Genomic DNA, 12,785 nt, shown 5'->3' on the forward strand with positions numbered 1-12,785 from the left:
TGGGTGGAGGAGATCGAGCCGCAGGCGGTGATCCTGCAATCCTGGGATCCGCTGGTGATCCCGGGCTGCTTGCAGACTCCCGATTACGCTCGCGCCCTCATCTCCTCGACCTGTCCCGCGGACCAGGTCGAGGAACGGGTGCTCGCCCGTACGCGACGAGTGCACCTGTTCGACAGGCCCGACGCTCCGATCTACCTGGCGCTGGTCGATGAGAACGTCCTTCACCGGCCGATCGGCAGCGTGGCGATCCTGGCGGATCAGCTCGGCCACCTTCTGAAGTTGTCCCAGCACCCGCGCATCACCGTCCAGGTCGTGCCCGTGGCGGCCGGGTGCGTGGTCGGCCTGCTGAGTGCGTTCTCGCTGGCCCGATTGCGCGGTGGCGCCGAGATCGTCTCGGCGGACTCATGGCTGTCCGGGCAGGTCACGGGTGATTTTGAGGCGGTCGCGCAGCTCAAGGTGAGATATGAAACAATCCGAGCGGACGCATACTCACAATCAATGTCACAACGGGCGATTGAAGAGGCGGCGGCTAAATGGGCGAGCTCAATCTAGAAGCGGCAGAGTGGCGCAAAGCCGCGGCAAGTGCCGACGTTGGACAGTGCGTTGAGGTGGCGACCAACCTCCCCGGTGTCGTCGCCGTACGCGACAGCAAGAACCCCCACGGCCCGGCGCTGATCTTCACCCCCGGCGAGTGGAGGGCGTTCGTAGGCGGCGTCAGGGACGGCGAGTTCGACCTGGCCTGACCTCGGTCGGCTCCTGGAAGCTCGACCAGGCCCACGTCAACTCCAGTCCCGCGCCCCAGGCGGGTCGCGTAGGCCCTGGTCGCGACTTCAAGGGGCCAGCGTCACGGGGCGCGATTCACGCCAGGATCATCATTCCGCGTGGAGCCGCGCCAGGTGGTAGTCGAGCAACGCCGCGACCCCCTCGGGTGTGTAGTGCCCGACCAGGGTGGTGTTCACGATGCCCTGCGCGAACGCGTACAGGATGCTCGCTTCCTTCTCCGCATCCAGGTGGGCGGCGAGCTGCCCGGCGGTCTGGGCGGCCCTGATCTGCTCGGCGAAGAGGGACAGCAGGGCCGGCACCCCGAGCCGCATCGCCGCCGCCTGGTCGTCGTCCACCACCGAACTCGCCTGGAATGCCAGCCCGATGCGGTTCAGGTAGCTGCGCTCCTCGTCCAGTGGCAGCAGCTCCAGCACGGTCGCCCGCAGCACGTCGAGCGGTGTGGACTGGCGCGCTGCCACGGCCGCCACCCGGTCCCCGATCCAGACCGCGATGCGCTCCAGTGCCAGCAAGAGCATCTGGTCCTTCGTGGTGACGTAGTACTGCACCGTCCCCATGGACATCCCGGCCTCGGCGGCGACCTCTCTCAGGCTGACGCGCTCCATGCCTTTGTCGTGGATGACGCGGTGCACAGCTTCGGCGATGTGCCGCCGCCGGGCGTCGTGGTCGACGATTTTCGGCATACCCCGCCACTTTCTCATGCACTCGCATGATAAAGGTTTTATCATGCGAGTGCATGATAACCGAGGATGGCGGAGGTCCGGATGCGGGTTGTGATCATCGGGGTCGGCACGTACGGGGACGTGGCGCCGTACACCGGGCTGGGTGCGCGGTTACGCGAGGCCGGGCACGAGGTGACCATCGCCGCGCACGAGCCGTACGCGAAGCTGGTGACCGAAGGTGGCCTGGAGCATCTGCCACTTCCCGGAGACCCGCTCACCGCGCTGACCGGCAGCTTGTCCATCAGCGCCTTCAAGGAGTACGGCGAGCAACTCGTGGAGGGCCTGGCCGGAATCGCCGAGCGGGACGCGGACCTGCTCCTGCTCGGTGTGGCGGGCGCGCCGGGCCTTCACGTCGCCGAGGCGATGGGCGTGCCGAGTATGGGAGTGCACCTGCAGCCGATCGAGCCCACGGGGGACTTTCCGCCGGTCCTGAGCCTCTTCCAGCGGTCGCTCGGGCGATGGGGGAACCGCAGGGCGGCCCGGCTCGCGTTCGAGTCGCCCGTCGCGGGCCCGGTGCTCGTCGGGTTGAGTACGAAGATGCGGGCCGGGCTTGGGCTGCCCCCGACGACACCTCGTACCCTCTACCGGCGCCGGGAGAGCATGCGCTGGCCGGTCTTCCACGGGGTCAGCCCGCTGGTAGTGCCGCGCCCGGCCGACTGGCGGCCGGGACTGGAAATCACGGGTTACTGGTGGCCGCTCCGGCCGCGGGGCTGGCAGCCGGATCCGGTGCTGCGCGACTTCCTGGCATCAGGGCCCGCACCGGCCTTCGTCGGCTTCGGCAGCTTGGCGGGCGCGCGGGCCGAGGAGTACACGGAGCTAGCCGTGCGGGCGCTACGGCGGGCCGGGTTGCGCGGCGTGTTGCAGACCGGCCTGCGGGGGCGCATGTCGGATGACGTGCTGGGGGTCGGCGACGTGCCGCACGACTGGTTGTTTCCCCGGGTGACCGCCGTCGCCCACCACTGCGGCGGCGGCACCACCGGGGCCGGGGTGCGGGCGGGCGTGCCGGCCGTGGCCGTGCCGGTCATGAATGACCAGCCGTTCTGGGCGTCCAGGCTGATGGCGCTCGGAGTGGCTCCGGCCGCGATCCCGTTCCGCCGCCTGACGCCCGCACGACTGGCCGCCGCGCTCTCCGCAGCGGTCACCGACCCGGCCTACCGGCAGCGGGCCCAAGCCCTCTCGGCCCGGGTCTCGGCGGAGGACGGCGCGGCGCCCGTCGTCGAGGCGGTGAACCGGCTCTGAGAATGACCGAGGGCCGCGCCCTTTCTGGCGCCGATGACGGCTCGGCTGACGTACGGCCATGAAGGACGCCCAGAACACCCGCTCTGCGACCGATGGCCACCCGCTCACCCTGGGCTCTGGGTACGGCGTCACAGGCCGATGTTGGCCTTGTCGCCCATATACGAGCCCGCCCCCGGCCACCCGCCCTGAGCCAGCTCCACGAACCGCGAGCCGAACCCGAGCCCCGGCAGCTCGACCAGCGGCACGAAATGCACGCCCCGGATCCGGTACGTGTCCACGCCCTCGGTGACGACCCCCAGGGTGCCGCCGACGCGGGTGACCTCGAACGTCATGTGGACGACGTGGAGGCCGCCGCCCGGAAAGTGGTCGCACACGTACAGCAGCCGGCCCACCTCCACATCCAGCCCGGTCTCCTCGCGCATCTCCCGTACCAGCGCGTCGGCCAGCGGCTCGCCCGCCTCGACCCGCCCGCCGGGCAGCGTCCAGGAACGGGCGTCGGTGTCTTGATCCAGCAGGAGGATCCGTTCGTCCTCGATGAGGATGCCGGTGACCCGTACGACGATCATCCGAGCACCCTGTCCGATGCCCGCCTGCCGACCAGCAGCAGCAACCCGACGGCGGCCAGAGTGCCGACGGCGATGGCCGGGACGAGCGCCCCGAAGCCCAGCCCGGCCGCCACCAGGCCGAACAGCGGCGGGCCGAGCAGCGATCCGAGGCTGCCCGCCTGGGCGACCACGCCGTTGCCGACGTCCGCGTGGTCGAGCCGCTCCAGCACCAGTGGCAGAGCGGCGAAGCCGAGGGCGCCCAGGAACCCGTTCTCGATGGAGACGATCGCCGCGCCCGCCAGCGCGGCTGACGCCGAGCCGTGGTCGCCGAACAGGAGCCAGGCGGCCGGGAGGGTGAGCAACCCGGTCAGGGCCAGGACGCCGACCGGGATGCCCCGGCGGAGCAGCACTCCCACGGCCAGCCCGCCGAGTGCGCTGAGCACGGAGATCAGCGAGGTGAGGGCGCCCGCGGCGGCGACCGAGTAGCCCTGCTGCTCGATGAGGAGCGTGGGCAGGAGGACGATCACCGGGAGGGTCACCAGGATGGCCAGGCAGAAGGCCGCGGCGAGCACCAGCGGCCACCACAGCGCTCCGGCCCGGGGGCGCGGGCCGGCCGTCTGCCGTCCGGGGCCTCGCGGCAGGCGCGCCCAGAGGACCAGCGCCATCACCAGCGTCAGCCCGGCGACCAGCGCGATCCAGCCGCGCCAGCCCAGAGCGGAAGCCAGCGCGCCGCCCGCGAGCGTGCTCGCCCCGAGTCCTATCGGGACGAACGTGGCCCAGATCGACAGGGCGGTGCCCCGGTCGCGTCCGGTGGCCAGGCGGACGACCAGCGCCGGACAGGTGATGATGATCAGGAGATACCCGATGCCCTCGGCGAACCGGGCGGTCAGCAGCCAGCCGAAGTCAGGCGCGGCCACGCTCGCCGCGCTCGCCGCCGCCGTCAGGGCGAGGCCCGCGACCAGTGACCGCTCCGCGCCGACGCGGCGTACCAGGTAGCCGGCGGGCAGACCGGCGGCGGCGCCGACGCCGACGACGGCCGAGATCTCCCAGCCCAGCTGCGACAGCGACAGCCCCAGCTCGCCCGCCACCTCCGGCCCGACCGGGGAGAACTTGCCGAAGCTCATCGCCGCGACGACCCCGCCGAGGTAGATGACGGCGATCGTCAGCCACGGGGTGCGCCGTGCGGACTCCCCGACCGGCTCCGACGTGTCCGGCATCGAGGGAGAGTCCATCGGGCTCCTTCGCGTCGTCGCGGGCACGTCTCCACGTCGATCATGGCTGTGTCGGTTGTCCGGTTCAACCCGTTTGCCGGCAGAGGTGATGATCTGGCGGAGCGGCCGGGGTGAACATCGTCGGTTCATTACCGGTACGCGGTGATGCTCCGGGTACGTGCGTGGCATGAAAGCCATCAACGTGTGTTTCGGCATAGATGTGGACGCCGTGGCCGGCTGGATCGGCTCGTACGGCGGGCAGGACTCGCCGAACGACATCCAGCGGGGCGTCTTCGCCGCCGAGGTGGGGACGCCGCGGCTGCTGCGGTTGTTCGCCCGGGAAGGCATCAGGACGAGCTGGTTCGTACCGGGGCATTCGCTGGAGTCGTTCCCCGACCAGATGGGGAAGATCGTCGAGGCGGGGCATGACGTCGGCGCGCACGGCTACATGCACGAGAACCCGGTCGCGATGTCCGCCCAGCAGGAGGAGGACGTGCTCGCGCGCAGCGTCGAGGCCCTCGACAAGCTGCTCGGCGTCAAGCCGAGCGGGTACGTCGCGCCGTGGTGGGAGATGTCGGAGCGCACCATCGACCTGCTGCTCAAGTACGGGTTCAGCTACGACCATTCGCAGTCGTACCGGGACTTCCAGCCCTTCTACGCCCGCCGCGGCGAGAAGTGGACGCGCATCGACTACGACCAGGACGCCTCGTCCTGGATGAAGCCGCTGGTCCACGGCGAGGAGGTGGATCTGGTCGAGTTCTCCGCGAACTGGTATCTCGACGACCTGCCGCCGATGATGTTCATCAAGAAGTCGCCGAACAGCCACGGCTTCGTCAATCCGCGCGATCTCGAGGTGCAGTGGCGCGACCAGTTCGACTGGGTCTACCGCGAGCTCGACTACGCGGTCTACCCCATCACGCTGCACCCCGACGTGAGCGGTCGGCCGCAGGTGCTGCTCATGCTGGAACGGCTGATCCAGCACATGCGCGGGCACAAGGGGGTGCGGTTCATGTCGTTCGCCGAGGCGGAGAAGGACTTCCGGGCCCGGTACCCGTTCGAGGGGAAGGCGCGTCCGTTCGACGTCCATTGAGCCAGGGGGGCTGTGCCGGGCGCCCCGTGGGTGAGCGGGGCGCCCGGCGGTGGTCAGGACGTCGGCGCGGGGGTCGCCGGCGCCTGGTCGCGGCCGTCGTCGTGACCGTGATTGTGGTCGTGGCCGTGGGGGCCGCGCTTCTCGCCCTTCTCGGGCTTGTCGTGCGGGCCGTGGGGGCCGCGCTCGGCGAACTCCGTGAGGTCGCGGATCGCGACGGCGGTGGCCGTGCCACCTTCCACCGTGGCCCTGACGCCGACCTTCTGGCCGGTCTTCAGCGCGTCGATCTTCGCGTCGCGGTTGATCCTGGTGTCGGCGTTGACCGCGTACTCCCGGGTGTAGCCGTCCTCGCTCTTGACCGTGACCGAGTCCTGGCCGACGGCCGTGACCTCGCCGTACTGGGTGGCGAGGGTCAGGTAGGCGCCGTCCTCGCCGGGCACCACGAACTCGCCGTGGAGGCCGAAGCCCATGAGCGGGCCGCCCCAGCCGCGGCGGTCCTTGCGGTCGGACTCGCCTTCGGACCGGTCCTCGGAGGGCGTGTCCGTCGGGGTCGCGCTGGTGGTGGCGGTGGGGGTGGGGGTGGCGGACGGCGGCGTCGAGAGCACGGCCGCGGTGGCGACGCCGCCGCCGGTGACGACGACGAGGCCGGTGGCGGCGGCGAGCAGCAGGGATCGGGGGAAGCGGCGCCGGGGCGACTCCTTCTTCGCACTCTGAGCGGCGTCGAATCCGTCTGGTCCAGTGGTCATCCTTGTTCCTCCCCGAAGGTGTGTACTACCACAAGGATGCATATGGCTACTTAAAGCTGCGATAAGCGTGTTTGTGCAGGTCAAGCAGGGTGAATCGCAGACGCCTCAGTGGGATCGGGCGTAACGGAGGATCGCCGCGCCCGCGAAATAGGCCGCCAGGGCCGGGACCGGCAGGCCGGTGAGACCGTGGTCGCCGGGGCCGCCCACGGCGGCGGCGAGCAGGCCCGCCACCACGCCCGCCATCCCGGCGCAGGCCGCCACGACCGGCGAGCGACGCGGATCGGGCCGCGGGCCGGCGCGCTGCTCCACGGGCCCGAACACCGCCACCAGGACCGCCAGGAACAGGGCCAGCACGAGCAGCCACGGCACCCGCCACGCCAGCCAGGCCGGCGAGCCCGGCGGCGGCTCCGGCAGCACGCCTGTCGGATACAGCGCCAGCACGCCGAACAGCGCGGCCGTCATGTGCCACAGGAACGCCGTCATGATGACGGAGTTGACGGCCACCACGACCGTCCAAGGACGAGAGCGCCGCAGCCAGCGGTTGGCCGGCTCGCGCACCCACAGGGCCAGCCCGGTCTGGGCGGCGGCCAGCGCCAGCAGGGCCAGGGTGGGCGGGGAGGTGTTCTGCATCTCCTCGCCCGCCGCCGCCACCATGCTGATCGGATAGGGCCCGGCCACCGTCAGCGCCACCAGGGCGGCGAACCCGCCCAGGGCCAGCGCCGGACCCGTGCCCCGCCGGGCCGTCAGCCGCCCGTCCTGCCAGGAGAACCCGAGCTGGTAGACGGCCAGCCAGGCCAGCAGGAAGCTCGCGTACCCGGCCCGGCTGACCCCGGTGGACAGGCGGGCCGCGTCGCCCACGCCGACGAGCACGGTCAGCAGGATGGGCACGTACAGCCCGTACCTGCGGTGCAGGCCGTACATGAACGGGGTGAGCGACACCACCGCCAGGTACGCGACGAGGAACCAGAGCGGGATCGCCGCCAGCCACACGGCGGTGCCGATCAGCCCGGGATCGACCCCCGCCGCCCGCGCCGTGACGGCTCCCGCGGCGAGCACGGCGAGCAGGCAGGTGGTCGGGCGGACGAGCCGGTCCGTACGGCCCAGCACCCAGGTCACGGCGGTGCCGCCACGGCTCCTGTGGGAGGTGAACGAGGCCGCCCCGGCGAACCCGCCGACCAGGAAGAAGATCGGCATCACCTGGAACAGCCAGGTCAGCCACCGCGTCCACGGCGCCACGTCCAGGACGCTGCCGCCCTCGAAACCGCCGTCGTACGTCACGTACACGGAGAGCCAGTGGCCCGTGATCACGGTGACGATGGCGGCCGCACGCAGCAGATCGGCCTGGCGGTCCCGGTGCGCCGGGGTCTCCTCGGCCAGCTTGCTGATCCGCCGCAGCGCTCGCATGGCCGACGACCTACCCCGTGAGCTGCGCTGTCACGCCGGCGGCCGGTGGCGAGGGACTTCTCGCGGGCGGTGCGCGGGGTGAGGCCGCTCGTGGGACGCCCGTCAGGAGCCGAGCGCGTGCCCCGTCGTCGCGTCGACGTGGTCGGGGATCTCGTCATGGCGGTCGCCGACCGAGGGCGTCCCCGTGGGCTCGAACATGAGGATCGCGGCGCCGGTGGGAGCGGCCGGCTTGTGTTCCGTGCCGCGGGGGACGGTGAACGCCGCGCCCTCGGGGAGCAGGACCGTGCGCTCCCCGCCGGGCTCGCGCAGGGAGATGCGCAGCTCACCGTCGAGCACCAGGAAGAACTCGTCGGTGTCGTCGTGGACGTGCCAGATGTGCTCGCCCTCGACCTTGGCGAGGCGTACGTCGTAGTCGTTGACGCGCGTGACGACGCGAGGGCTCCACAGGGCGTCGAAGGAGGCCAGGGCGTCGCCGAGGGCGATGGGTTCCGTGCTCATGCCGCACATCCTGGCCCGTCCGGCACCCCCGGCGTGAGTGCTAGGAATAGCACATGTCGCAAGGATCCTCGCACGCTGCCCCTGCCTCGGGCCCGCACCGGGTCGTCGTGATCGTGGACGAGAACTCCAACCCCTTCGAGCTGGGCTGCGCGACCGAGGTCTTCGGCCTGCGCAGGCCCGAGCTCGGACGCGATCTCTACGACTTCCGCCTGTGTTCCCCCGAGCCGCGCACGCTGATGAGGGACGGGTTCTTCACCGTCACGGGCGTCGCCGGCCTGGAGGCGGCCGACACGGCGGACACGCTGATCGTCCCGAACCGTCCCGACGTCGAGGTGCCCCGCAGAGCCGCCGTGCTCGACGCCGTCCGGCGGGCGCACGCGCGCGGCGCGCGGCTGGTCGGCTTCTGCAGCGGCGCCTTCACCCTGGCCGAGTCCGGGGTCCTCGACGGGCGCCGGGCCACCGCGCACTGGCAGTGGGCGGACACCTTCCGGGCCCGCTTCCCTTCCGTCCGGCTCGAAACCGACGTGCTGTTCGTGGACGACGGCGACATCCTCACCGCGGCGGGCAGCGCGGCCGCGCTCGACCTGGGCCTGCACCTCGTCCGGCGCGACCACGGCGCGGAGGTCGCCAACGCGGTGAGCCGGCGGCTCGTCTTCGCCGCCCACCGCGACGGCGGGCAACGGCAGTTCGTGGAGCGGCCGGTGCCCGAGGTGCGGGACGAGTCCCTGGCGCCCGTCCTCGCCTGGGCCCAGGAGCATCTGGACGGACCGCTCACGGTGCCCGGCCTCGCGGCGCGCGCCTCGGTCAGTCCGGCGACGCTGCACCGCCGGTTCCAGGCGCAGCTGGGCACCACGCCGCTGGCGTGGCTCACGGGGGAACGACTCGCCCTGGCGTGCCGGCTGATCGAGCGGGGCGAGTCCCGCTTCGAGGCCGTCGCGCGGCGGAGCGGGCTGGGCACCGCCGCCAACCTGCGCGCGCTGATGCGTCGCAAGATCGGGCTCACCCCGCTGGAGTACCGGCGCCGATTCGGCCCGCGGCCCGGCCCGGAATCGGCCTGACCTCTGGCCACGCCCTTGTCGATCCAGCCCAGGGCGGGTGGGCTGGATCGCGGGGGCGTGAGCTCATGACCGGTCGTCGGGCGGGGGAGCGAACTGGCCGAAGCGGACGTTGCGGGTCCGGTCCCCGTAGGGCGGCTGGGGGCCGCTCGGCGGGGACGCGGGAGATCCGTACGGACCGCCGCCGTGCCCGGGGGCGCCGTGCGGGCCGCTGTGCTGACCGTTCCCGTACTGACCGCCGTACTGACCGCCGTACTGGCCGCTCCCGTACTGGCCGCTCCCGTACTGGCCGCCGCCGTGCCGGTGGCTCCCGTACGGGGAAGCGCCGGGGTGGCCGCTCACGGGCTGGTCCGCGCCGTACGGGACGCCGTGGTGCGGGGAGGACCCGTACGGGGCGTGCGGCGGGTGCTGGCCCGGGGCGGCGGGCAGCTGGTGCATCGGGTACGGCGACACCGGGGCGTAGCCGTCGCCCGGTCCCGCGGAAGGCGGGCCCTGACGCCTGCGGCCGCGCAGGACCTTCACCAGGATCAGCGCGATCACCAGGGCGACCAGCACGCCGGCTCCGATCAGCACCCACAGGAGGATCGGCCTGGGCGACCGGTCCTTGCCCGCGGAGATCGCCTGCTGTGACTCGGAGATGTACTTGGCCACGTACGGGTGGTTCGGGAACAGCGCCTGCACCTCGCGGAACTTGGGCAGCGCGTCCTCGTAGTAGTGCCGGAAGAAGTCGTTCAGCGCCTCGTTGTACCGGGTGGTGGTGAGGGCCTGGGCCGGCTTGACGTTCTTCTCGCCGAGCTTCTCCTTGACGATGCTGACCGGCAGGACGAAGCTCTCGTTCTCCGACGCCTCGCCGCCTTCGCTGACCGTGCCGGCGATCAGCATGCCGATGACCTTGCCGTCCTTGCTGAACACCGGGCCGCCGGAGTTGCCGTGGTAGGAGGGCGCCTGGGTCTGGATGTACGGCACGCCGGTCTGCGTGGCCCGCGTGGCGTTGTACGGGCCCTCGGTCAGCGCGGGCTCCAGCCTCGACTCCAGGCTGAAGAACGCCGTGTTGGTGACCAGGCCGGGAAAGCCACTGATGTACAAGGTGTCGCCGGTGCGCACGTCGCCGTCCTCGCCGAGCGGCACCGTGGGCAGGTTCTGCTGGCCGTTGACCTTGAGCAGCGCGAAGTCCTTGCCGGGGTAGTTCTCGCCCACCGACACCAGTTCGGCCGGGACCGCCTTGGCGGTCTTGTCCACGCCGCCGCCGGGCAGGCTCTGGAGCACCGTGAGGCTCTGCTGCAGGTTGCGGATCTTCATGTGGTTCGTGTTGAACGTGACGAAGATCTGCTGCGCGAGCTTGAGGATCTCCTCGTCGGTCTCGATGCCCTGCAGGCCGCTGACGATCCCCTGGGCGTCCTCCTGGTTGAACTTGGCGAGCGCCTGCCGGGCGAACGTCTGCGCGAGCTCCGTCTCGCCGAGCTGGACGCAGTGCGCGCCGGTGACCATGTAGCCGTCGGGGGTCACCCACCAGCCCGTGCACATGCCGCCGACCTCGGCCTCGACCGTGCGCTCCGGGGCGCTCACGCCCAGGTAGGTGTCCACGTCGGCGGCGATCCGCTGGAAGATCCACTTCGCGATGCTGCGCTCGTCCGCGGAGATCTTGCCGGAGGTGACGGCGTCCGTGGCCTGCTGGACGAGCCGGTTGAACGCGGCCTGGTTGAGCACGCTGGACGGCACGGCCACCGTGCCGGTGTAGGTGAGGCTGGTCAGCTGCACGGCGGGCTGGGTACGGGCGGCGAGCCAGGTGCCGACCGGGATGTCGGGGCGTTCGTCGGCCCCCTCGTCGGCGGCGGCCGGCAGGGCCGGCAGCGTGACCGCCATGATGACCGCCGCGACCGCAGCGATCCACTTCTTCCTACGTTTTCCACTCACAACGGGTCATGGTGTGGGACGGCTCTTGTACCTGACTTGGAGCCGAATGGCAGCTTATGTCCCCAGCGTGGCGGCCGCGGGCCCCGGAGGCGGACGGGGCCGATGGGCTCGCGTGGCGCGGCCGGCGGGGGCGCCGGGCTCGCGTCTCTCCCCCTGGAACGGCGTACGGTCAGGCGGTCACGTGGTGACCGTCTGGTCGCGCAGCAGGAAATGGCCGACGCCGTTGGCATGCAGGTAGGCGTGGAACTTCAGCGCCCTGGACCTGGCCGTCTCGTCCGCGGTGACGAGAGTGGTGACCACATAGTTCTTCGACGGGTGCGTGAGGAACTTCCCGTACGCGAACGTGGGGAAGGTCATGTCCCGGCGCGTGTTCACCGCGGACGAGTCCAGCTTCGCCAGCCGCGCGGCCGCGGCCTTGGCGGCCTTCTCCGAGGGGAACGCCATCGTGACCTGCACCGCCTTGAGATGCCCCCGGTAGGCGGTGTAGGCGACCTGGATGGCCCGCCGGCACTGGTTGCCGGCCAGCACGCCGTGGCCGTCGACCGGATCGCACGTCTCGTATGTCCAGCCGCCGACCTTCTTGGCCGAGAACCGGACGCCCTCCCACTCGAACCGCCAGTCGTCGAACTCGGTGTGCGCGATCCCCGATCCCGCCTCGGGGCGGCCGGAGTCGGACGGCGAGTCCGTGGGCTCGACCGCCGGACCGGTCGGCTCGTCGGTCGGCGTCCCCTCGTCCGGGACCTGGTCCTGCGCCGGCTCGTCCGTCGGCTCGTCGGACTGCCAGGGCGCCGACGTGGGGAGCGAGGGCTTGGTACGGGGCTCGGCGGGAGCCGATCCGGCACCGGTGGCGTTGACGTAGGAGACCACGCCTACCGCGCCCCCGCCCAGGAGCACCACGGCCAGGCCGACGGACAGCGCGACGACCAGGCCGGTGCCGCGCCTCGGCCGCGGATCGAACTCCTGCGGACCCATGCCCCCGCCGAACCGGTCCTGCCAGTGACGTGGATCCTGGGGGTCCGCCCAAGCCTGCGGGCCCGGCTGCTCGGTCCAGGGCTGGGGTTGGTCGGTCCAGGGCTGGGGCTGGTCCGGCCAGGGCTGGGGTTGGTCGGGCCAGGGCTGCGGATGGCGCTGACCGGCCCCGGGCTGCGGATGGCGCTGGCCGGCCCAGGGTTGCGGGTCTGTCTGGTCCGGCCACGGCTGCGGGTCCGGCTCGTCCGGCCAGGGCCGGGGGTCTTGCCGGTGCCGCGGGTCCGGCCAGACCTGGGAGTCGGGCCGGGGCGGCGGGTCCCGTGGGTCTTCCCACGCCTGCCGGGCCGGCGGGTTGCGCCGGCCCTCCCCGGCGTACGGGTTCTGGTAGGAGCCGGACCGGCCAGATCGCCGGTCGACGTCGGGTGGCGGGCCTCCCTGTCTCGGCTGCGGCCCGTTCTCCGGACGGCCGGGTCCCGGCGGCGACTGCGGTGCCTGGCCCCACGGCTCTTCGCGGTGAGGCTGTCGAGAGTCGGTCATCACCCCATTGTGAAAGGGCGAATCGCCATGAATAAGAATGCGTTGGAGAAGAGCATGAGAATGAACCCCGGCCTTACT

The 12,785-nt window shown here is 71.6% G+C and carries 13 protein-coding genes; 5 read left to right on the forward strand and 8 right to left on the reverse strand.

Features of this window, described 5'->3' with window-relative positions; genetic code table 11:
• Together OUY22_RS13330 and OUY22_RS13335 are read left to right on the forward strand one after the other, a co-directional pair.
• Positions 1-552 (forward strand): DUF5753 domain-containing protein (locus tag OUY22_RS13330; protein ID WP_270155214.1); only part of this gene is annotated, 552 nt, incomplete at its 5' end.
• The gene (locus OUY22_RS13335) at positions 534-743 is read left to right on the forward strand and encodes a DUF397 domain-containing protein (protein WP_270155215.1); all 210 of its coding nucleotides are present in this window, start codon (positions 534-536) and stop codon (positions 741-743) included. The genes OUY22_RS13330 and OUY22_RS13335, both read left to right, overlap by 19 nt.
• Positions 744-872: 129 nt before the next feature.
• Here OUY22_RS13335 and OUY22_RS13340 read toward each other — a convergent pair whose 3' ends face one another.
• Positions 873-1,463, reverse strand: a complete 591-nt coding sequence (locus OUY22_RS13340; protein ID WP_270155216.1) for a TetR/AcrR family transcriptional regulator — start codon at positions 1,461-1,463, stop codon at positions 873-875.
• Between the two features lie 81 nt (positions 1,464-1,544).
• Here OUY22_RS13340 and OUY22_RS13345 point away from each other — a divergent pair, with 81 nt between their 5' ends.
• Complete coding sequence (locus tag OUY22_RS13345) at positions 1,545-2,741, forward strand: glycosyltransferase (RefSeq protein ID WP_270155217.1); 1,197 nt, start codon at positions 1,545-1,547, stop codon at positions 2,739-2,741.
• 128 nt (positions 2,742-2,869) lie between these two features.
• Here the strand turns inward: OUY22_RS13345 and OUY22_RS13350 are convergent, their stop codons facing one another.
• Both OUY22_RS13350 and OUY22_RS13355 read right to left on the reverse strand, forming a co-directional pair.
• Entirely contained in the window at positions 2,870-3,307 is a 438-nt protein-coding gene (locus OUY22_RS13350; RefSeq protein WP_270155218.1) for an NUDIX domain-containing protein, read from the reverse strand.
• A complete protein-coding gene (locus tag OUY22_RS13355) occupies positions 3,304-4,518 on the reverse strand; it encodes an MFS transporter (protein WP_270155219.1) in 1,215 nt (404 codons plus the stop codon). Before OUY22_RS13355 ends, OUY22_RS13350 begins: the two co-directional genes overlap by 4 nt.
• A 166-nt stretch (positions 4,519-4,684) precedes the next feature.
• On the opposite strand from OUY22_RS13355, the gene OUY22_RS13360 reads away from it, so the two are divergent.
• A complete protein-coding gene (locus OUY22_RS13360; protein WP_270155220.1) occupies positions 4,685-5,587 on the forward strand; it encodes a polysaccharide deacetylase family protein in 903 nt (300 codons plus the stop codon).
• Between the two features lie 53 nt (positions 5,588-5,640).
• Here the strand turns inward: OUY22_RS13360 and OUY22_RS13365 are convergent, their stop codons facing one another.
• The 3 genes from OUY22_RS13365 to OUY22_RS13375 all read right to left on the reverse strand — a co-directional run bounded on the left by OUY22_RS13365 (position 5,641) and on the right by OUY22_RS13375 (position 8,232).
• Entirely contained in the window at positions 5,641-6,330 is a 690-nt protein-coding gene (locus OUY22_RS13365) for a hypothetical protein (protein WP_270155221.1), read from the reverse strand.
• A gap of 105 nt (positions 6,331-6,435) precedes the next feature.
• The gene (locus OUY22_RS13370; RefSeq protein ID WP_270155222.1) at positions 6,436-7,734 is read right to left on the reverse strand and encodes an acyltransferase family protein; all 1,299 of its coding nucleotides are present in this window, start codon (positions 7,732-7,734) and stop codon (positions 6,436-6,438) included.
• Between the two features lie 102 nt (positions 7,735-7,836).
• Positions 7,837-8,232 (reverse strand): cupin domain-containing protein, encoded by a 396-nt coding sequence (locus tag OUY22_RS13375; protein WP_270155223.1) that lies wholly within the window; start codon positions 8,230-8,232, stop codon positions 7,837-7,839.
• 53 nt (positions 8,233-8,285) lie between these two features.
• Here OUY22_RS13375 and OUY22_RS13380 point away from each other — a divergent pair, with 53 nt between their 5' ends.
• On the forward strand, positions 8,286-9,290 hold the full coding sequence (locus tag OUY22_RS13380; protein WP_270155224.1) for a GlxA family transcriptional regulator: 1,005 nt from the start codon (positions 8,286-8,288) through the stop codon (positions 9,288-9,290).
• A gap of 63 nt (positions 9,291-9,353) precedes the next feature.
• On the opposite strand, the gene OUY22_RS13385 is transcribed toward OUY22_RS13380, so the two are convergent.
• Both OUY22_RS13385 and OUY22_RS13390 read right to left on the reverse strand, forming a co-directional pair.
• Entirely contained in the window at positions 9,354-11,201 is a 1,848-nt protein-coding gene (locus tag OUY22_RS13385) for a S1 family peptidase (RefSeq protein ID WP_270155225.1), read from the reverse strand.
• A 177-nt stretch (positions 11,202-11,378) separates the two neighbouring features.
• Positions 11,379-12,707: a hypothetical protein gene (locus OUY22_RS13390; RefSeq protein ID WP_270155226.1), complete on the reverse strand. Its 1,329-nt coding sequence runs from the start codon at positions 12,705-12,707 to the stop codon at positions 11,379-11,381.
• Positions 12,708-12,785: the final 78 nt, after the last annotated feature.

Origin of the sequence: Nonomuraea corallina, from assembly GCF_027620315.1 — a bacterium.
Classification (GTDB): Bacteria; Actinomycetota; Actinomycetes; order Streptosporangiales; family Streptosporangiaceae; genus Nonomuraea; species Nonomuraea corallina.